We start from the raw sequence: 21,127 nt of genomic DNA, 5'->3' as shown, positions 1-21,127 counted from the left end.
ATGGCGAAAAAAAAAGCCAAGCAGCTGTTGATCGTAGATGGATACAATATCATCGGCGCCTGGCCCGATCTGCGCCTGCTGAAGGATCAAGAGCGGATGGACGAGGCGCGTGATCAGTTGATCGCAAAAATGGCAGAATACCAGAGCTACACAGGGACGAAGGTTATCATCGTTTTTGATGCGTACAACGTTCCTGGCATTGGCCGTCAAATGGAAGACTTCCAGGTTGAAGTCTATTTCACGAAGAAAAAGGAGACGGCTGACGAAAAAATCGAGCAGTTAGTCTCCGAATTTCACAATAAAAATCGACAAATTTATGTGGCAACTTCTGACTATACGTCGCAACGTGTCATATTTGGGCAGGGAGCTTTACGCAAATCTGCCCGGGAGTTGTTGCTCGATATGGAAAATGCGGGGAAAGAAATCAAGAAACAGGTCGAAAAAACGCAAGAAGAGGGCTTCTCCAGACGGATTACGCTGAATGATGAAATAGCGAAAATATTCGAAAAATGGAGAAGGGAATAACTTGGATTCGGTTGACGCTTTTTTACGGCATCATGTATAATAGCGCTATCTATTGGAGAAACCGGTTGGCGGAGGGATCATTTGTGAGTGTTGACCTCAAGGAGTTAAAGCATGCCCAATATGAACTAATGACCGACGAAGAAGTAGTCGACCTGGTTCGCGATAATGACGCCGAAGCTTTGGAGTATTTGATCAACAAATACAAGAACTTCGTCCGTGCCAAAGCGAGATCCTATTTTCTTATTGGGGCTGACCGCGAAGACATCGTGCAGGAAGGGATGATCGGACTGTACAAGTCTATTCGCGACTTCCGAGGAGACAAGCTCACGTCGTTCAAGGCATTTGCCGAACTGTGTATTACCCGTCAGATCATTACCGCGATCAAGACGGCGACACGCCAAAAGCACATCCCGCTCAATTCTTACGTCTCACTGGACAAGCCTATATACGATGAAGATTCTGACCGCACACTACTCGATGTGATTTCGGGAACCAAGGTGACCGATCCAGAGGAATTGTTTATCAATCGGGAAGAATTCGATGACATCGAGGGCAAGATGAGTGAAATCTTGAGTGACTTGGAGCGTCAGGTTCTCATGCTTTACTTGGACGGACGATCCTATCAGCAGATTGCTGTTGAACTGAAGCGTCACGTCAAATCTATTGATAATGCATTACAGAGAGTCAAGCGTAAGCTAGAGCGCTATCTAGAAGGAAGAGAGATTCATCTGTAAGAGAGAATCTCTCTTTTTATTTTGGAAGCAAAAGGACTTCCGGTTGTCAAGTCATTTTGTTTGACATGGGTATTTCGGTATGATAAATTTATTTAGGTAGCCATAGACTTTTATCTCTCTGTTCTATGGTTACTTAGGTGAATGAAATGGTCTGGAAAAAGTAGCGGTTTTCCCGTACTATTTATCATCGGGGTACTTTTAATTAATAGCAGGTTTGAAATGAGATGGAGGTGGCAATAAATGCGAGTAAACATCACGTTGGCGTGCACCGAGTGTGGCGAGCGTAACTATATCTCCACGAAGAACAAGCGCACCACTACTGAACGTGTTGAACTGAAAAAGTATTGCTCCCGTGACAAGAAGCAAACCCTTCATCGCGAGACGAAGTAATGGTTGATGCGACGAAGTCAGGGGGTGGCAAAGTGGGTTTTTTATCACGAATCGGAGCCAGTTTTCGCCGTACCGGTGGTTTTTTTAGTGACGTAATGTCCGAGCTAAAGAAAGTCCGTTGGCCCAACCGTAAAGAATTGACGACCTATACGCTTGTTGTTCTTGTTACGGTTGTGCTCCTGGCAGTATTCTTCTTCGTCGTTGATTTGGGTATCTCGCGCTTGATCGATTTGATTCTAGGAACGTAATTATGCAAGTCTTAGGAGGGACGGACGGTTATCGTCCTGTTGGATATGGAAAAAGCATGGTATGTACTTCATACGTACTCAGGTTACGAAAACAAGGTGAAAACCAATCTGGAGAAGCGACTCGAGTCGATGGGCATGGAAGACAAGATCTTTCGCGTTCTTGTTCCCACTGAAGAAGAGGTGGAAACCAAGGATGGTAAGAAGCGCACCGTCACGAAAAAAGTGTTTCCTGGATACGTCCTTGTTGAAATGGTGATGACGGACGACTCTTGGTATGTCGTGCGCAACACCCCTGGGGTTACCGGCTTTGTCGGATCCACGGGTGCTGGCTCTAAACCGACAGCGCTGCGTCCTGAAGAGGCCGATACGATTCTCAAGCAAATGGGAATCGAAATTCCCAAGATCAGAGTCGATTATGCTCTCCGCGATATGGTGCGCGTCATAGATGGTCCGTTTTCCAATCGCACCGGGGAGATTATCGAGATTCACCCGGACAGGCAGAAGGTTCGCGTATTGGTGGACATCTTCGGTCGCGAAACACCGGTAGAGCTAGACTTTACACAAGTTCAAAAATTGGATTAGGATTCAACTTGAAAAGTATCGCGCTATGTGTTACATTTCATTTTGTTTTAACAATCCCACAACACTAATTGGGGTTTCTTGCACTCTCACTATAGATCGAAAGTCTTTTACTAGACTTTCAAAAAACGGTGGGAGGGGGCATTCCCCCGTAATAACCACATGTGAAGTAAGGAGGTGTCTTACGTGGCTAAGAAGGTTATCCGCGTAATTAAATTACAAATTCCAGCAGGTAAAGCGAATCCTGCACCTCCAGTAGGTCCGGCTCTCGGTCAAGCTGGTGTAAACATCATGGGATTCTGTAAAGAATTCAATGCTCGCACTGAAAGCGAAGTAGGTATGATCATTCCGGTGGAAATCACTGTGTTTGAAGACCGTTCTTTCACTTTTATCACAAAAACTCCTCCAGCTGCAATTCTGTTGAAGAAAGCTGCTGGTATCGAGTCCGGTTCCGGCGTACCAAACAAAACAAAGGTTGCTACGCTGAAGCGTGATAAAGTTCGTGAAATCGCAGAACTGAAGCGTCCTGACCTGAATGCTGCATCCGTAGAAGCGGCTATGCGCATGGTAGAAGGTACAGCTCGTTCTATGGGTATCGTAATCGAAGACTAATTGTCTTGAGTGCAAGGGGGCACAGACGTTGTGCCCCCCTGTCTGTGGGAGGATCAACCGCTACGACCACATTGAAGGGAGATTTAATCATGGCGAAAAAAGGTAAGAAATATCAAGAGGCTGTAAAGCTCGTTGATAAAAACAAAGTATACGAAGTAGCAGAAGGTATTGAGCTGGTTAAAAAAGCAGCTACTGCTAAGTTCGATGAAACTGTTGAAGCAGCTTTCCGTTTGGGTGTAGACCCTAAGCGTGCTGACCAACAAATCCGTGGCGCTGTTGTATTGCCACGTGGTACTGGTAAAGTGCAACGTGTTCTCGTATTCGCTAAAGGCGAAAAAGCAAAAGATGCTGAAGCAGCTGGCGCAGACTTCGTAGGCGATGCAGACATGATCGCGAAAATTCAAGGTGGCTGGTTCGACTTTGACGTTGTAGTAGCTACTCCTGACATGATGGGTGAAGTAGGTAAATTGGGTCGTGTTCTCGGTCCAAAAGGCCTGATGCCAAACCCTAAGACCGGTACTGTTACTTTCGATGTAACAAAAGCGGTTAACGAAATCAAAGCAGGTAAAATTGAATACCGCGTAGACAAAGCTGGTAACATCCACGCTCCTATCGGTAAAGCATCCTTTGATGCTGACAAGCTGGCTGACAACTTGGCTGCTCTGACTGACGCACTGAACCGTGCGAAACCGGCTGCAGCAAAAGGTGTTTACATGAGAAATGTAACCCTGAGCTCTACTATGGGCCCTGGTGTACGTGTAGCTGTAAAATAATGACACTTGACTTCCTTTGTGGGAGTTGTTAAGATAGTCCCTGTTGATGAAAAGAATATGCCGTAGACAGAAGGCGCGGTGCTTGTGAAAGTAACGCTTAATATCCCTCCGAGGCGTGTAATGTACGAATGAGGAAACGCTGTTTTCCTTTGACGATATAGCATTATGCCCTCGTGAGTCTGCGAGGGCATTCTTCATTTTCTAGGATTAGAGCACGGGAGGTGTAAACAATGGCAGAAATTCGTCCAACCGTTATTCGTGAAGAAAAGGTACAAGCGATCAACGAAATCGCTACCAAACTCCGCGAAAGCCAAACCACAGTGGTGGCTGACTACCGCGGTCTGACTGTAGCCCAAGTAACCGAGCTCCGCAAACAATTGCGTGAAGCAGGTGTTGAGTTCCAAGTGTTGAAAAACTCCTTGACTCGTTTGGCTACTGAGAAGGAAGGCCTGACTGAACTGGATCAATATCTGACTGGACCGAACGCTTTGGCGTTCTGCACGGAAGATATCATCGCTCCAGCGAAAGTTATCGCTGAATTCGCGAAGAAAAACGACAAGCTGGAAATCAAGGGTGGCGTTATCGAAGGTAAAGTAGTTGGTGCTGATCAAATTAAAGAATTGGCGTCCCTACCAAACCGCGAAGGTCTCTTGTCCATGCTTCTCTCCGTCCTGCAAGCTCCAATGCGCAACGTTGCATTGGCAGTCAAAGCAGTGGCAGAACAAAAAGAAGGTCAAGGCGCGTAATCGCCTGATCGGTTAATGTTTTACAAATACGATTCCTTGAATGGAGGATTTTAAAATGGGTAAAGAGCAAATCTTGGAAGCCATTAAAGGCATGTCCGTTCTCGAACTGAACGACCTGGTAAAAGCAATCGAAGAAGAATTCGGCGTAACTGCTGCTGCTCCTGTAGCTGTAGTTGCTGGTGGCGGAGCAGAAGCTGCTGCTGAGCAAACTGAGTTCACTGTTAACCTGGTAAGCGGCGGCGCTTCCAAAATCAACGTAATCAAAGTTGTTCGCGAGCTGACTGGCTTGGGTCTGAAAGAAGCAAAAGACCTGGTAGACAACGCTCCAAAAACACTCAAAGAGGGCGTTTCCAAAGACGAAGCAGAAGCTCTCAAAGCAAAACTCGAAGAAGCTGGCGCACAAGTAGAAGTAAAGTAAGTTAGCTTCCTTAAGGAAATCCCCTTGCCTGCGGCAGGGGGTTTTTCTGTAAGGTTTTGATGAATGCATGTTGAAACGATGAGGAAGGGTGAATCACACGTGGCAGACCACTACTACACCAATCGACCGGGTGCTGCACATGACGAACAGCAATTTACGTTTATGCTTCGTGGCAATGAGCTTCGTTTCATTACGGATGCAGGCGTTTTTTCACGAGACCGGATTGACTTTGGAAGTGTATTGCTCATCGAGAACATGGAAATCGACAGTCATGCGCGTGTGCTCGATGTGGGCTGTGGGTATGGTCCGATGGGCTTGACGGCTGCCAGACTTGCTGAACATGGTCGGGTAACGATGATCGATGTGAACGAGCGTGCGGTGAACCTGGCTCGTCGTAATGCAGAAGCAAATGGATTAAAAAATGTCGAGGTTCGAGTGAGTGATGTTTATAGCGGCGTGCAAGGTGAGCAGTTTGACGTCATTCTGACCAACCCGCCGATTCGCGCGGGCAAGGAAATCGTTCATCGCATTTTCGCGGAAGGTTACGATCTGTTGGTTGATGGTGGAGAAATGTGGGTTGTCATTCAAAAGAAACAAGGCGCCCCATCTGCATTGAAGAAACTACAGGAAATGTACCGTGAAGTGATAGAAGTAGATCGGGAAAAGGGCTACCACATATTCCGTGCAATCAAATAAGCAAGAAGAAATCATTAGAAATCTTTTCTTGACGCGAATACTTCAATGTGGTAGCATTATAAAATGTCAATATGGGATAAATGTCTATTTTTCAGCGATTTCCTGTCCGTCAAGCGTTTCTACTTTTTTCCTTAGATAGGAATGTTTGCGTGAAAACATGGGAATTCTTTTAAAATAGAGTTTCTCTGGGTTAAAAATGGTTGAAACTGCTTTAACCCATTTTTATTTTTAGGCATTCGTCTGCGATTTTAAAGTTGCCGAATGCCGAGTTTCTATGTGTGAAAACACAACCTGAGGGGTGAATAAGTTGGCAGGTAAAGTGATTCAAAGTGGCCGACACCGCCAGCGTCGTACGTATTCACGTATTAACGAAGTGCTGGGCCTTCCAAATCTCATCGAGATTCAACAAAAGTCCTACCAGTGGTTCCTTGATGAGGGGCTCCGTGAGATGTTCCAAGACATTTCGCCAATCCAGGACTTCACAGGTAATCTCGTGCTGGAGTTTATCGACTACAGCTTGGGAGAGCCGAAGTACGATGTTGACGAGTCGAAAGAACGTGACGTCACCTATGCGGCGCCTCTGCGTGTGAAGGTACGTTTGTTGAACAAAGAGACGGGAGAAGTGAAGGAACAAGAAGTCTTCATGGGGGATTTCCCGCTCATGACCGAAACGGGAACCTTCATTATTAATGGTGCTGAGCGCGTTATTGTCAGCCAGCTTGTTCGTTCCCCCAGTGTATATTACAACACCAAAGTGGACAAAAACGGCAAGCAGACGTTTACAGCTACAGTAATCCCGAACCGGGGTGCTTGGCTGGAGCTGGAGACCGATGCGAAAGACGTAATTTATGTCCGCATCGACCGTACGCGAAAAATCCCGGTAACGGTTCTTTTGCGTGCGTTGGGCTTTGGTTCTGACATCGAGATTCTCAACTTGCTGGGTGAAGATGAATACATCAAGAACACGCTGGAAAAAGACAATACCGATTCTACGGAAAAAGCGCTCATCGAAATCTACGAGCGTCTTCGTCCGGGCGAGCCGCCAACAGTTGAAAATGCGAAGAGCCTCTTGATCTCTCGTTTCTTCGACCCTAAGCGCTATGACCTGGCTTCTGTTGGTCGTTACAAAATGAACAAGAAGCTTCATCTGAAAAACCGTCTGTACAACCAACGTTTGGCTGAAACATTGATCGATACCACTACAGGTGAAATTTTCGCCGAAGCCGGTCAAATGATTGACCGTCGTGTATTGGAACGCATTGTGCCAGCTCTGGAAGGCAGCATCGGATTTATTGACGTTCGCACGCATGGCGGCGTTCTGGAAGATGAAGCAATCCATCTACAATCTATTAATATTTTCTCTCCGATTGAAGACGGCAAGATCATCAAAGTAATCGGAAACGGAAATGTAGATAAGTCCTTCAAGCATATTACGCCGGCGGATATCGTATCGGCGATCAACTATTTCATGAACCTCCTGCACAGTGTTGGTTCCACTGACGACATTGACCACTTGGGTAACCGTCGTCTCCGTTCCGTGGGTGAGCTCTTGCAGAACCAGTTCCGTATCGGTTTGTCCCGTATGGAGCGTGTGGTTCGTGAGCGTATGTCCATCCAGGATCAAAATCAAATTACACCGCAGGCTCTCATTAACATCCGTCCAGTGATTGCATCACTGAAGGAGTTCTTTGGTAGCTCGCAGCTGTCTCAGTTTATGGACCAAACAAACCCATTGGCTGAGCTGACGCACAAACGCCGTCTGTCCGCACTCGGACCTGGTGGTTTGACGCGTGAGCGCGCAGGCTTTGAAGTGCGCGACGTTCACCATTCTCACTACGGTCGTATGTGTCCAATTGAGACGCCAGAGGGACCAAACATTGGTTTGATTAACTCTCTGTCTTCCTTTGCACGCATTAATGACTACGGATTTATCGAAACGCCTCGTCGTAAAGTAGATCCGGAAACAGGCTTCGTGTTGACTGACATCAGCTATTTGACGGCTGATGAGGAAGATGTGTTTAACGTGGCGCAGGCGAATCAGCCTCTCGATCAAGATGGCCGATTTGTTAACGACATGGTTATCTGCCGTCGTAAAGGTGAGATCTTGAGCGTACCTCGCGACAAGGTTGACTTCATGGACGTATCGCCGAAGCAGGTTGTATCTGTTGCGACAGCGCTGATTCCGTTCCTCGAGAACGATGACGCCAACCGCGCACTGATGGGTTCAAACATGCAGCGGCAGGCCGTTCCGCTTTTGATTCCACAAGCACCGTTTGTCGGTACGGGTATGGAGCATAAAGCAGCGCAAGACTCCGGCGTGGCGATCGTTGCCAAGCATCCGGGTCAAGTAGAGCGCGTAACGGCTCGCGAAATCTGGATTCGTCGTTACCAAGAAATCGACGGCAGAAAAGTTGCCGGCGATCTCGATAAATACAAAATGCACAAGTTTATCCGTTCCAACCAAGGTACCTGCATCAACCAGCGTCCAATCGTAAGTCGCGGAGACTGGATTGAAAAAGGCGATATCGTTGGGGACGGCCCATCCACTGAAAAAGGTGAATTGGCTCTCGGTCGTAACGTAATCGTTGCGTTTATGACGTGGGAAGGATACAACTACGAAGACGCGATTCTTCTGAGTGAAAAACTTGTAAAAGATGACGTGTATACGTCTATCCATATTGAAGAATACGAGTCCGAAGCTCGCGACACCAAGCTGGGTCCAGAGGAAATCACTCGCGATATTCCAAACGTCGGGGAAGATGCTCTGAAAAACCTGGACGAACGCGGTATCATCCGTGTTGGTGCAGAGATTCAGGACGGCGACATTCTCGTTGGTAAGGTTACGCCAAAAGGGGTTACTGAGCTGACAGCAGAAGAGCGCCTTCTGCATGCAATCTTCGGTGAAAAAGCTCGTGAAGTTCGTGATACATCCCTGCGCGTACCGCATGGTGGTTCCGGTATCATTGTAGACGTAAAAGTATTTACGCGTGAGAATGGCGACGAATTGCCACCAGGCGTAAATCAACTGGTTCGCGTTTACATCGCCCAAAAACGGAAAATTTCCGTAGGTGACAAAATGGCCGGTCGACATGGTAACAAAGGGGTTATCGCCCGCATCATGGCGGAAGAAGACATGCCGTTCCTGCCAGATGGCTCTCCAGTAGAGATCGTACTCAACCCGTTGGGCGTACCTTCGCGTATGAACATCGGTCAGGTATTGGAGACTCACTTGGGTATGGCAGCGAAGCTTCTGGGTATCCACGTAGCAACGCCAGTATTTGACGGTGCACGTCAGGCAGAAGTATTCGAAACGTTGGAAGAAGCAGGCCTGGATCGTGACGGAAAAACGATCTTGTTTGATGGTCGTACAGGTGAACCATTTGATCGCCGTGTAACGGTTGGTTGTGTTTACATGCTGAAACTGGCTCACTTGGTCGATGACAAAATCCATGCTCGTTCCACTGGTCCTTACTCTCTTGTTACGCAGCAGCCATTGGGTGGTAAAGCTCAATTTGGTGGACAGCGTTTCGGGGAGATGGAGGTTTGGGCATTGGAAGCATACGGTGCTGCCTACACCTTGCAAGAAATTCTCACTGTCAAGTCGGATGACGTCGTGGGCCGCGTGAAAACGTACGAAGCGATTGTTAAGGGCGAAAACGTTCCAGAACCAGGTGTACCAGAGTCCTTCAAGGTATTGATCAAGGAACTCCAGAGCTTGGGTATGGACGTGAAGATTCTGTCCGGTGATGAGAAGGAGATTGAAATGCGTGAAATGGAAGACGAGGATGAAGGTAACGGTGAAAAACTGAACCTTGTACTCGAAGGCGGAAGCTTGAACGAAGAGTAAGATTCCGGTACCAAGGGAGGTAACGCCCTGTGATTGACGTGAACAACTTCGAATATATGAAGATCGGCTTGGCTTCCCCCGATAAGATCCGTTCGTGGTCTTTCGGGGAAGTGAAGAAGCCAGAGACGATCAACTACCGCACATTGAAACCGGAAAAAGACGGCTTGTTTTGCGAACGCATCTTTGGACCAACCAAGGACTGGGAGTGTCATTGCGGTAAGTACAAGCGCGTTCGTTATAAAGGTGTAGTGTGCGATCGTTGTGGCGTGGAAGTGACCCGCGCCAAAGTACGGCGTGAGCGTATGGGGCACATTGAACTGGCTGCCCCAGTTTCTCACATCTGGTATTTCAAAGGGATTCCAAGCCGTATGGGCTTGGTGCTCGACATGTCCCCTCGTTCCCTGGAAGAAGTAATCTATTTTGCTTCTTATGTAGTTACCGATCCAGGTGATACTCCTCTCGATAAAAAGCAATTGCTCTCCGAAAAAGAGTACCGCAACTATCGTGAGAAATACGGCCACTCCTTCCAGGCGATGATGGGTGCAGAAGCGATCAAACGCCTGCTTGCTGAAATCGATCTGGATAAAGATGTGGAAACGTTAAAAGAAGACTTGAAAACGGCGCAAGGACAACGTCGCAACCGTGCGATCAAGCGTCTGGAAGTACTTGAGGCATTCCGCAACTCCGGTAACAACCCGGATTGGATGGTTCTCGACGTATTGCCGGTTATCCCGCCAGAGCTTCGTCCGATGGTTCAGTTGGATGGTGGACGCTTTGCCACTTCCGACCTGAATGACCTGTACCGTCGTGTAATCAACCGTAATAACCGTCTGAAGCGCCTGCTCGAACTGGGTGCTCCTGACATTATCGTACAAAACGAAAAGCGCATGCTGCAGGAAGCAGTAGACGCGCTCATCGACAACGGTCGTCGTGGACGTCCGGTAACAGGACCAGGTAACCGTCCTTTGAAATCTCTCAGCCACATGCTGAAAGGTAAACAAGGTCGTTTCCGTCAAAACCTGCTCGGTAAGCGTGTTGACTACTCCGGTCGTTCCGTTATCGTTGTAGGACCTAACTTGAAGATGTATCAGTGCGGTTTGCCAAAAGAAATGGCACTGGAACTCTTCAAACCGTTCGTGATGAAAGAGCTGGTTTCCAAAGGCCTCGCTCACAACATCAAGAGCGCAAAGCGCAAGGTTGAGCGCGTTCAGCCAGAGGTATGGGACGTTCTCGAAGATGTAATTCGCGAGCATCCGGTACTGTTGAACCGTGCCCCCACCTTGCACCGTCTGGGTATCCAGGCATTCGAACCAGTTCTGGTTGAAGGCCGTGCGATCCGTCTGCATCCGCTTGTTTGTACAGCGTACAACGCGGACTTTGACGGTGACCAAATGGCGGTTCACGTTCCGTTGTCTGCTGAGGCACAGGCAGAAGCCCGTATCCTCATGCTGGCAGCGCAAAACATCTTGAACCCGAAAGACGGTAAGCCGGTAGTAACTCCATCCCAGGACATGGTGCTTGGTTCTTACTACCTGACACTGGAACGCGAAGGCGACAAAGGCGAGGGTACGATTTATCGTGATCCTCACGATGCGATTGCCGCTTATCAGCAAGGCTTTATCAGCCTGCATACGCGCATCGCTCTGCCAGCGAAACGCCTGAACAAAACCAGCTTTACTGAGCGACAAGAGAACGCACTGATCGTAACGACAGTTGGGAAAGTGATCTTCAACGAAATCTTCCCTGCAGATATGCCGTTTATCAATGCACCGACTAGAGCTAACCTGCAAACGATTGTCCCAGATGAGTGCTTTGTCTTTGATAAAGGTACGAATGTTTCTGAGTTCATTAAGAACCTCCCGGACCCAGGCGCTGTAAAAAAAGGCTTCCTAGGAACCATTATTTCCGAGTGCTTCCGTCGCTTTGGTACGATGAAAACGTCCATGATCCTCGACAAGATCAAGGAACTGGGCTTCACGTACTCGACAAAAGCGGGTATCACGATTGCCGTAGCGGACATCGCAGTACCAGGAAAGAAAAAAGACATCCTTGATGCTGCAGATGAGAAAGTTGCAACTGTCATGACGCAATTCCGTCGCGGTTTAATTACCGAAGACGAGCGTTATGACCGTGTAATCTCCATCTGGTCCAAAGCGAAGGATGAAGTAACAGAAGTATTGATGAAGGCGATGGATAAGTTCAATGCGATCTACATGATGGCGAACTCCGGTGCCCGCGGTAACGTATCCCAGATCACTCAGCTGGCAGGTATGCGCGGTCTGATGGCCAACCCATCTGGTCGAATCATTGAGTTGCCGATTAAATCCAACTTCCGTGAAGGTCTGACTGTATTGGAGTACTTTATCTCCACGCATGGTGCGCGTAAAGGTCTTGCCGATACAGCATTGCGTACAGCCGACTCAGGTTACTTGACTCGTCGTCTGGTAGACGTTGCGCAAGACGTTATCGTTCGTGAAACGGATTGCGGAACAGATAAAGGTATTCGTGTAGCAGCGATCAAGGATGGTAAGGAAGAAATTGAGAAGCTGTCTGACCGTCTGACAGGACGTACTTGCTTCGAGACTTTGCGCCACCCTGAGACGAAAGAAATTATCGTGCACCGCAATGAGGAGATCTCTGAAGAGGTTGCCGAGTATATCGAAAAAGAAGGTATTACTTCCGTATATATCCGTAACGTACTTGCTTGCCGCACCAGCCATGGTGTCTGCAAACTGTGCTACGGACGTAACCTGGCGACAGGTGCCGAGGTGGAAGTGGGAGAAGCGGTTGGTATTATCGCTGCTCAGTCCATTGGTGAGCCGGGTACCCAGCTGACCATGCGTACCTTCCATACCGGTGGGGTTGCGGGAGACGATATTACCCAAGGTTTGCCGCGTATTCAGGAGTTGTTCGAAGCGCGTAATCCAAAAGGGCAAGCAGTCATCTCCGAGATCGATGGTGAAGTCATCGACATTCGCGAAGGGAAAGATCGTCGCGAAATCGAAGTTCGTGGCGAAGCGGAAAACAAAGTGTATGCAGCACCGTACGGCTCTCGCATCAAGGTTTCTGTTGGTGTCAAGCTGAATGCCGGTGATGAGCTCACGGAAGGTTCCGTAGACCCGAAAGAAATGCTCAAAGTTCGCGGCATGCGCGGCGTTTCCAACTATATCTTGCAAGAGGTACAAAAAGTTTACCGTATGCAAGGGGTAGAAATTAACGACAAGCACGTTGAGGTTATGATTCGCCAGATGCTGCGCAAACTGCGCGTCATCGACAGCGGAGATACTGACCTCTTGCCAGGCTCCTATGTTGAGGTACCAGAGTTTGAGGTAGCGAACACTAAAGCCCTCATGGAAGGCAGAAGTCCAGCAGTAGGTCGTCCGGTTCTTCTCGGGATCACCAAAGCATCCCTCGAAACCGACTCCTTCCTGTCGGCAGCTTCCTTCCAGGAGACGACTCGTGTTCTTACCGATGCAGCGATCAAAGGAAAAGTGGACCGCTTGCTAGGTTTGAAAGAGAACGTTATTATCGGGAAGCTGGTTCCAGCAGGTACCGGTATGTCACGTTACCGCAATGTAAAAGTTGCTAGTCAAGTAGATTACGAAGCAGAGCTGGAAGCAGCGAAGGCTGAGCAAGAAGCAGTTTCTGTAGAGTAATTACCGGGAAAAGCGCCCATCACCGATTGGTGGGCGCTTTCCTAAATAAAAATAGTAGATGGGCGTTGACAACAACTAGCCCACCTGATATTATATTCAAGTGTGCCTGACATCTGTACTTTGGAGGATATGAGGATCATGTCTTATGAAAAAGTAGAGCGGGCCAAGGACTTGACTATCGGCATTAAGCAGACGATCAAGGCTGTTGAAAACCAACAGGTAGAAGCAGTGTATATCGCTGTTGATGCAGATAAGCGTTTGACCCAAAAAGTCGAGCTCCTTTGCAAAGAGAAGGGTGTTCCAGTCATTCATGTAGATTCCATGCATCGCTTAGGCAAAGCGTGCGGAATTGAAGTGGGAGCGGCTACTGCTGCGATTAAAAAAAGTGGTTAACGATGTTTTTGTCTCTGGCTTACACGTTGCGTAATGCTGGACAAGGACTTTCTATTTGACCTAAAAATGACTCACCTGGATCTGTGGTCTTGAAGATTGGGTATTAAGAAGGGAGGTAACATCATGCCTACAATTAACCAATTGGTGCGTAAAGGTCGCGAGGATAAGGTTGTGAAGTCGAAGTCCCCAGCTCTTCAAAAGGGGTACAACAGCTTCAAGAAAAGCCAAACTAACCAAAGCTCTCCTCAAAAACGTGGTGTTTGCACTCGTGTAGGTACCATGACTCCGAAAAAACCGAACTCCGCGTTGCGTAAATACGCTCGTGTGCGTTTGACTAACGGAATCGAGGTAACAGCTTACATCGGTGGTATTGGCCACAACCTGCAAGAGCATAGCGTCGTGCTGGTGCGCGGCGGTCGTGTAAAAGACTTGCCAGGGGTACGCTACCATATCGTTCGTGGTGCACTTGACACTGCTGGTGTGAACAACCGTAAACAAGGTCGTTCCAAATACGGTACTAAGCGTCCGAAGCCAGGTCAAGCAGCAGCTGCAGCGAAAAAGAAATAAGAAAACGCCTGTGAAGTGGCGTGATTTTATAACGAAAAGAAGGAGGGAATACGATGCCTCGTAAAGGTCCTGTAACCCGTCGTGACGTGCTGCCTGATCCTATTCACAACAGCAAGTTGGTTACTCGCTTGATTAACCGCCTGATGTTGGATGGTAAGCGTGGTGTAGCTCAGAACATTCTCTACAACGCATTTGACATCATCCAGGAGCGCACAGGTCGCAACCCGATGGAAGTGTTTGAAGAAGCACTGAAAAACGTAATGCCAGTACTGGAAGTTAAAGCTCGCCGTGTAGGTGGTGCTAACTACCAAGTACCAATCGAAGTAAAACCGGAGCGCCGTACCACTCTTGGCCTGCGTTGGATGGTTAACTACTCCCGTAACCGTGGAGAGAAAACCATGGAACAACGTCTTGCTAACGAGATCATGGACGCTGCTAACAACACCGGTGCAGCAGTTAAAAAGCGTGAAGACACGCACAAGATGGCTGAAGCGAACAAAGCGTTTGCTCACTATCGCTGGTAGGAATTGAATCGGGTGTCCGTATTGGATACCCGTTTATTCTCAAACTCGAGTATGGAAGGAGCATACCTAATGGCTCGCGAGTTCTCTTTGCCGAATACGCGTAATATCGGTATCATGGCTCACATCGATGCTGGTAAGACGACAACGACTGAACGTATTCTGTTCTACACTGGTCGTGTACACAAAATTGGTGAGGTGCACGAAGGTGCAGCTACCATGGACTGGATGGAACAAGAGCAAGAGCGCGGTATTACCATTACTTCGGCTGCTACTACTGCTCAATGGGATGGCCATCGAATCAACATCATCGATACGCCAGGCCACGTAGACTTCACTGTAGAAGTTGAGCGCTCCCTGCGCGTTCTTGACGGTGCTGTAACCGTTTTTGACGCAAAAGGTGGCGTTGAGCCGCAAACCGAAACAGTATGGCGCCAAGCTGACCGCTACGGCGTACCGCGCATGTGCTACATCAACAAAATGGATATCATGGGTGCTAACTTTGATATGTGCTTGGGTCAGATCAAATCTCGACTGGGTGCAAATCCGGTAGCTATCCAATATCCAATCGGCGCAGAAGATCAATTCAAAGGTATGGTTGACCTGATCGAAATGAAGGCAATCGTATATACCGATGATTTGGGTAAAACTTCTGACTCCGCTGAAATCCCTGCTGACCTGCTCGCACGTTGCGAAGAACTTCGCATGGCGATGGTTGAGGCAGCTGCAGAACAAGACGAAGAGCTCATGATGAAGTACTTGGAAGGCGAAGAGCTGACCAACGACGAAATCCGTGCTGCTCTGCGTAAGGGTACTATCGAGTGCAAACTGACGCCGGTAATGTGCGGTTCTTCTTACAAGAACAAAGGTGTTCAGCCTATGCTGGACAACGTAGTTGCTTACCTGCCGTCTCCGGTAGATATCCCTGCAATTAAAGGTACATTGCCAGATACTGAAGATGAAGTTGATCGTCCAGCTGACGACAACGGTCCGTTCTCTGCTCTTGCGTTCAAGATCATGACTGACCCGTATGTTGGTCGTTTGACTTTCTTCCGCGTATACTCCGGTGTACTGAACTCCGGTTCTTACGTTCTCAACTCTACCAAGGGTAAACGTGAGCGCGTTGGCCGTATCCTGCAAATGCACGCAAACCACCGTGAAGAGATCACAACGGTTTACTCCGGTGACATTGCAGCAGCTGTAGGTTTGAAAGATACAACAACTGGTGATACTCTGTGTGATGAAAAGGCTCCTGTAATCCTCGAGTCTATGGACTTCCCAGAGCCAGTTATCTCTGTTGCGATCGAACCAAAATCCAAAGCAGACCAAGACAAGATGGGTATCGGCCTGTCCAAGCTGGCTGAAGAGGATCCAACGTTCAGAACTCGCACAGATGAAGAGACTGGTCAAACAATCATCTCCGGTATGGGTGAGCTTCACCTGGAGATTATCGTAGACCGTCTGAGACGCGAATTTAAAGTCGAGTCGAACGTAGGTGCTCCACAAGTTGCTTACCGTGAAACATTCCGTAACGCAGCAAAAGTGGAAGGTAAATTCGTTCGTCAGTCCGGTGGTCGTGGTCAATACGGTCACGTTTGGGTGGAATTCGCTCCACTCGAAGCTGGTCAAGGCTTCCAATTCGAAAACAAAATCGTTGGTGGTGTAGTACCACGCGAATACATCCCTGCTGTTCAAGCGGGTATCGAAGAAGCGATGAAAAATGGTGTTATTGCTGGCTTCCCGCTTGTTGACATTAAAGCGGCGATCGTTGACGGTAGCTACCATGATGTCGACTCCAACGAGATGGCATTTAAAGTAGCAGGTTCCCTCGCACTGAAGGAAGCTGCGAAAAAATGTGGCGCGGTATTGCTCGAGCCAATCATGAAAGTAGAAGTTACAATGCCTGAAGAGTACATGGGCGACGTAATGGGCGACCTGAACTCCCGCCGCGGTCGTATCGAAGGTATGGAAGCTCGTGCAAATGCACAAGTAATCCGTGCGATGGTACCACTGTCCGAGATGTTCGGATACTCCACAGTTCTTCGTTCCCGTACCCAAGGTCGTGGCGTTTACTCCATGGTGATCGACCACTACGAAGAAGTACCTAAATTCATCGCTGAAGAGATCATCAAGAAATCTAAAGGCGAATAATTACAGGTTACAGCTTTATCTTGCAATCAGAAAGGTTTACAATATTGAAGGGACAACCATTCGTAAGGTAAACCTTTCTTCAAACCATAAAACCCTTTTCTATAAGGAGGCTTTTCTCTCATGGCAAAAGCGAAATTTGAGCGTAATAAACCACACGTTAACATTGGTACTATCGGTCACGTTGACCATGGTAAAACTACCCTGACTGCTGCTATTACAACTGTATTGGCACAGAGCGGTAAAGCACAAGCTATGAACTATGCTGCGATTGACGCTGCTCCAGAAGAAAAAGAGCGCGGTATCACAATCAACACAGCACACGTTGAGTACGAAACTGACAACCGTCACTATGCTCACGTTGACTGCCCTGGTCACGCGGACTACGTGAAAAACATGATTACTGGTGCTGCTCAAATGGACGGCGCAATCCTGGTTGTATCCGCAGCTGATGGCCCTATGCCACAAACTCGCGAGCACATCCTGCTCTCCAAACAAGTAGGCGTACCTTACATCGTAGTATTCATGAACAAATGCGACATGGTAGACGATGAAGAGTTGTTGGAACTGGTTGAAATGGAAATCCGTGACCTGTTGTCTCAATATGAGTTCCCAGGTGACGACACTCCAGTAATCAAAGGTTCTGCTAAAGAAGCTTTGGATAACCCAACTGGTGACTGGGCTAAGAAAATTGTTGAGCTGATGGAAGCTGTAGATTCTTACATCCCAACTCCTGAGCGCGCAACTGACAAGCCGTTCCTGATGCCTGTAGAGGACGTGTTCACGATCACTGGTCGTGGTACTGTTGCTACTGGTCGCGTAGAGCGCGGTGTAGTAAAAGTTGGTGACCAAGTTGAGATCATCGGTTTGGCTGAAGAAACAAAAACTACTACTGTAACTGGTGTTGAGATGTTCCGCAAATTGCTGGATTCCGCTCAAGCTGGTGACAACATCGGTGCTCTTCTGCGCGGTGTAGACCGTAATGACATCGAGCGTGGACAATGCTTGGCGAAACCAGCTTCCGTTAAGCCTTACACTAAGTTCAAAGCAGAAGTTTACGTTCTGTCCAAAGAAGAAGGCGGACGTCACACTCCTTTCTTTGCTAACTACCGTCCACAATTCTACTTCCGTACAACTGACGTAACAGGTATCATCCAATTGCCAGAAGGCGTTGAAATGATCATGCCTGGCGACAACACTGAGTTCACTGTAGAACTGATCGCTCCAGTAGCGATGGAACAAGGTACTCGCTTCGCGATCCGCGAAGGTGGCCGTACAGTAGGCGCTGGCGTTGTAGCTTCTATCGACGCGTAAGATATACGGATACACAAAACCCGATAACTTTGGTTGTCGGGTTTTTTTATGCTCTTTTATCGAATTTTTAAATAACTCCCATCAAAATCATTCAATTTGCCTCTCGTAGCAATATGCTACAATACCATCAGGATTGGATGGGGGATATTAGAGATGAAAAATAATGAGCGATTATTGTTTCTTATGCTTGCAGGTGTTGTCACGCTGTGGGGCTTAAACGTCGTCATGGTCAAATATTTATCAACGTTTCCTCCGTTGTATGTCGCCGCTATACGCATGACTGTCGGTGGAATTTGTTTATCGCCTCTCATTTTCTTATACAGAAAGAGTTTGCGATTTAGCAAAACGGATTGGTTCTTGCTGGGTGGAGTCGGCGCTAGTTCTATCGCGCTTCATCAAATTACGCTTGCCGCGGGTGTTCAATATACAACAGCGGGAAATGCATCGCTTATTCTTGGATTAAATCCGTTAGCAACGGCACTCTTGGCGATGCTTTTCTTAGGGGAAGGCATGTCGTTGAAAAAAGGGCTTGGCATTGGAATGGGTTTTGCAGGAGTTTTGATTGTAGTCATCTCTCAGCACGGTGGCCTTCATATGAATGGCTGGGGAGATGCCATTATGTTTTTCTCCATGCTTATGTATGTAACGGGTGGTTTGCTCATACGGAAATTGGTCGTAAGAGGTGTACCAGTTCTTTTAATTACGGCTTTATCACAAATGTTTGGGGTCTTCTTCTTGTGGGGAGTAGCATTGACTGTCCAACCTGCATCCTATTATCTCTCTTTGGACGTTTCTTCTTTCCAGTGGCTTGTGATATTTGCTTCAGGTGCGCTATCAACTGCGGTCGGCTCGATCGGCTGGAACTATGGGATACGTCAGCTGGGGGCAAGTCGAACGGCTGTTTTCCTAAATGGAATGCCAATGGCCAGCTTGGTATTTGCGGCGATATTCCTGGGCGAAAGACTTCAACTCGTACACTTGCTGGCGTTGTGTATGATAGTCGGCGGTGTTTATTTGGGATCGCGTAGCCTGGTGAGACCGAAAGTTACAAGTACGGCAGCAACCTCTGATCTAACAACAAAAGCGTAGGACAGAAATTGTCCTACGCTTTTTCTTATTGTTCCCACTTATTGACCATATGGTGGGCGGTTAAACGCAAACGATCAAAGATTTGTTTCCGAATTTCTCCTTCGAGTCCTGTCAAATCCATGGCTTTATCCATACATGAGAGCCAAGCCTCTGCCTGTATAGGTCCAATAGGGAACGGCATATGTCGTGCTCGCAGCATCGGATGACCATGGGCGTCCGAATAAAGGCTTGGACCACCGAGAAACTGTGTCAAAAACTGATATTGACGCTCCTTCACTTCGGTTAAATCGTCAGGGAAGAGCTCGGTAATGTCGGGATGCTGCTTTACCAGATCGTAAAAGGAATCGACAAGACGGGCCAAGGTATCTGCACCGCCGATGATTTCATAAGGGGTTTGATTCACATCAGACACTGAGGAAAACCTCCATTTCTAAACGATTACAACCATAAGTATAACGTCTTCCTTCTATTATAGATAGATTACTCGGCGAGTTGGCAGGTAATCCCGCTTGCCTTTTTTCCCGGAAATCTGTAAGATGATCAAGGTGAGTCATTCAGTAGGCACACCGTGTACAAAAAAATATTCGGAAACCCAAGAAAAAACTTGCGTTGCCCAGATCTTTTTAGTACAATATTGAATGTTGGTCATGGACTTGCGATGATGTGGGAGGTTGCTGACACACCCGGGCCCTTTGCCATGACTGGGGTGCAGGATATTTCCACGGAGAAATGTCTGTTTAAAAAATGGGCGAAAAAGGAGGGACTTCAATGGCAAAGCAAAAGATTCGTATTCGTTTGAAGGCGTATGATCATAAAATCCTGGATCAGTCCGCAGAGAAAATCGTGGACACTGCGAAGCGTTCCGGTGCTAACGTATCCGGTCCAATTCCACTTCCTACGGAGAAAGCAATTTACACGATCCTGCGTGCGGTTCATAAGTACAAAGATTCTCGTGAGCAATTCGAGATGCGTACACATAAACGTTTGATCGATATCTTGAATCCTACACCACAAACAGTAGATGCTCTGATGCGTCTGGATCTGCCATCTGGTGTGGACATCGAGATTAAACTGTAAGGTCCCAAAAAGCGATACACGCGCAGACGTTGTCTTGATAAGCGTGTTATACCAAGCAACAAACCCTTAAATGGCACCCCTGCGCATCGATGGGGACTTGATACAACATAAAACGTTTTACTGAAATAAGCACAGGAGGTGGCACAAATGACCAAAGGAATCTTAGGGAAAAAACTTGGAATGAGTCAAGTTTTTGGTCCAAACGGAGCAGCGATTGCTGTAACGGTTATCGAAGCAGGTTCTAACGTAGTTCTTCAGAAGAAAGACGTTGCGAACGACGGTTATGAAGCGATTCAAATCGGCTTCGAAGACAAAAAAGAACAGCGCGCTAACAAGCCGGAAAAAGGCCATGCAGCAAAAGCTAACACTGCTCCTAAGCGCTTCGTTCGCGAAATTCGCGGAGTAAACCTCGCTGATTATGAGGTTGGTCAAGAGTTGAAGGCTGACATTTTTGCTGAGGGAGAATTCGTTGACGTTGCCGGCGTAACCAAGGGTAAAGGTTTCCAAGGTGCTATCAAACGTCACAATCAATCCCGCGGTCCTATGGCTCACGGTTCACGCTACCATCGCCGCCCAGGTTCTTTGGGTGCTGTCGATCCAGGTCGTGTATTTAAAGGCCAAACCCTGCCAGGTCAAATGGGTGGAGACAACGTTACCATTCAAAACCTGGAAGTGGTTAAAGTTATCGCAGAACGCAACTTGATTCTCGTGAAAGGCTCCGTGCCTGGTCCGAAAAACGGATGCGTACTGGTTTCCACGGCAGTCAAGAAGAACTAGTAAGGAAAGGAGGAACT

21 protein-coding genes and 1 other annotated feature are annotated in these 21,127 nt (G+C 47.8%); of the genes, 20 read left to right on the top strand and 1 reads right to left on the bottom strand.

Annotated features, from left to right (window positions below; translation table 11 throughout):
- From C7R93_RS24780 to C7R93_RS24695, 18 genes are all read left to right on the top strand, one after another.
- Positions 1-525 (top strand): NYN domain-containing protein, encoded by a 525-nt coding sequence (locus tag C7R93_RS24780; protein WP_106841295.1) that lies wholly within the window; start codon positions 1-3, stop codon positions 523-525.
- Between the two features lie 83 nt (positions 526-608).
- On the top strand, positions 609-1,259 hold the full coding sequence (gene sigH, locus C7R93_RS24775) for an RNA polymerase sporulation sigma factor SigH (RefSeq protein ID WP_005828894.1): 651 nt from the start codon (positions 609-611) through the stop codon (positions 1,257-1,259).
- A 240-nt stretch (positions 1,260-1,499) separates the two neighbouring features.
- A complete protein-coding gene (rpmG, locus tag C7R93_RS24770; RefSeq protein ID WP_003392018.1) occupies positions 1,500-1,649 on the top strand; it encodes a 50S ribosomal protein L33 in 150 nt (49 codons plus the stop codon).
- A complete protein-coding gene (gene secE, locus C7R93_RS24765) occupies positions 1,649-1,897 on the top strand; it encodes a preprotein translocase subunit SecE (protein WP_106841294.1) in 249 nt (82 codons plus the stop codon). The genes rpmG and secE overlap by 1 nt, the downstream gene beginning before the upstream one ends.
- Before the next feature lie 45 nt (positions 1,898-1,942).
- Positions 1,943-2,479, top strand: a complete 537-nt coding sequence (nusG, locus tag C7R93_RS24760) for a transcription termination/antitermination protein NusG (protein ID WP_017247036.1) — start codon at positions 1,943-1,945, stop codon at positions 2,477-2,479.
- Positions 2,480-2,662: 183 nt separating this feature from the next.
- Positions 2,663-3,088, top strand: coding sequence for a 50S ribosomal protein L11 (gene rplK / locus C7R93_RS24755; protein ID WP_007716214.1), 426 nt, complete (start codon positions 2,663-2,665; stop codon positions 3,086-3,088).
- 89 nt (positions 3,089-3,177) lie between these two features.
- The gene (gene rplA, locus C7R93_RS24750) at positions 3,178-3,861 is read left to right on the top strand and encodes a 50S ribosomal protein L1 (protein ID WP_106841293.1); all 684 of its coding nucleotides are present in this window, start codon (positions 3,178-3,180) and stop codon (positions 3,859-3,861) included.
- Between the two features lie 42 nt (positions 3,862-3,903).
- Positions 3,904-4,067, top strand: a sequence feature (ribosomal protein L10 leader region).
- Between the two features lie 24 nt (positions 4,068-4,091).
- Positions 4,092-4,607, top strand: a complete 516-nt coding sequence (gene rplJ / locus C7R93_RS24745) for a 50S ribosomal protein L10 (protein WP_106841292.1) — start codon at positions 4,092-4,094, stop codon at positions 4,605-4,607.
- Between the two features lie 55 nt (positions 4,608-4,662).
- On the top strand, positions 4,663-5,025 hold the full coding sequence (gene rplL / locus C7R93_RS24740) for a 50S ribosomal protein L7/L12 (protein ID WP_106841291.1): 363 nt from the start codon (positions 4,663-4,665) through the stop codon (positions 5,023-5,025).
- Between the two features lie 99 nt (positions 5,026-5,124).
- The gene (locus tag C7R93_RS24735; RefSeq protein WP_106841310.1) at positions 5,125-5,721 is read left to right on the top strand and encodes a class I SAM-dependent methyltransferase; all 597 of its coding nucleotides are present in this window, start codon (positions 5,125-5,127) and stop codon (positions 5,719-5,721) included.
- Positions 5,722-6,028: 307 nt separating this feature from the next.
- A complete protein-coding gene (gene rpoB / locus C7R93_RS24730; protein ID WP_106841290.1) occupies positions 6,029-9,568 on the top strand; it encodes a DNA-directed RNA polymerase subunit beta in 3,540 nt (1,179 codons plus the stop codon).
- A gap of 29 nt (positions 9,569-9,597) precedes the next feature.
- A complete protein-coding gene (rpoC, locus tag C7R93_RS24725; protein ID WP_106841289.1) occupies positions 9,598-13,224 on the top strand; it encodes a DNA-directed RNA polymerase subunit beta' in 3,627 nt (1,208 codons plus the stop codon).
- A 138-nt stretch (positions 13,225-13,362) separates the two neighbouring features.
- Positions 13,363-13,617 (top strand): 50S ribosomal protein L7ae-like protein, encoded by a 255-nt coding sequence (locus tag C7R93_RS24720; RefSeq protein ID WP_087341519.1) that lies wholly within the window; start codon positions 13,363-13,365, stop codon positions 13,615-13,617.
- A 123-nt stretch (positions 13,618-13,740) separates the two neighbouring features.
- Complete coding sequence (rpsL, locus tag C7R93_RS24715) at positions 13,741-14,184, top strand: 30S ribosomal protein S12 (protein ID WP_005828873.1); 444 nt, start codon at positions 13,741-13,743, stop codon at positions 14,182-14,184.
- A gap of 53 nt (positions 14,185-14,237) precedes the next feature.
- Positions 14,238-14,708, top strand: a complete 471-nt coding sequence (gene rpsG / locus C7R93_RS24710) for a 30S ribosomal protein S7 (protein WP_007716226.1) — start codon at positions 14,238-14,240, stop codon at positions 14,706-14,708.
- A gap of 69 nt (positions 14,709-14,777) precedes the next feature.
- On the top strand, positions 14,778-16,856 hold the full coding sequence (gene fusA / locus C7R93_RS24705) for an elongation factor G (protein ID WP_106841288.1): 2,079 nt from the start codon (positions 14,778-14,780) through the stop codon (positions 16,854-16,856).
- A gap of 120 nt (positions 16,857-16,976) precedes the next feature.
- A complete protein-coding gene (gene tuf, locus C7R93_RS24700; RefSeq protein WP_106841287.1) occupies positions 16,977-18,167 on the top strand; it encodes an elongation factor Tu in 1,191 nt (396 codons plus the stop codon).
- 153 nt (positions 18,168-18,320) lie between these two features.
- Positions 18,321-19,256 (top strand): DMT family transporter, encoded by a 936-nt coding sequence (locus tag C7R93_RS24695; RefSeq protein WP_106841286.1) that lies wholly within the window; start codon positions 18,321-18,323, stop codon positions 19,254-19,256.
- A 25-nt stretch (positions 19,257-19,281) separates the two neighbouring features.
- On the opposite strand, the gene C7R93_RS24690 is transcribed toward C7R93_RS24695, so the two are convergent.
- Complete coding sequence (locus tag C7R93_RS24690; RefSeq protein ID WP_106841285.1) at positions 19,282-19,668, bottom strand: globin domain-containing protein; 387 nt, start codon at positions 19,666-19,668, stop codon at positions 19,282-19,284.
- Positions 19,669-20,024: 356 nt separating this feature from the next.
- On the opposite strand from C7R93_RS24690, the gene rpsJ reads away from it, so the two are divergent.
- The gene (gene rpsJ / locus C7R93_RS24680) at positions 20,025-20,333 is read left to right on the top strand and encodes a 30S ribosomal protein S10 (RefSeq protein ID WP_007716236.1); all 309 of its coding nucleotides are present in this window, start codon (positions 20,025-20,027) and stop codon (positions 20,331-20,333) included.
- 147 nt (positions 20,334-20,480) lie between these two features.
- Entirely contained in the window at positions 20,481-21,110 is a 630-nt protein-coding gene (gene rplC / locus C7R93_RS24675; RefSeq protein ID WP_106841283.1) for a 50S ribosomal protein L3, read from the top strand.
- Positions 21,111-21,127: the final 17 nt, after the last annotated feature.

The sequence above is a fragment of the Brevibacillus fortis genome, from assembly GCF_003013395.1.
GTDB lineage: Bacteria > Bacillota > Bacilli > Brevibacillales > Brevibacillaceae > Brevibacillus > Brevibacillus fortis.
This window is presented reverse-complemented; position numbering and strand designations above follow the sequence as displayed.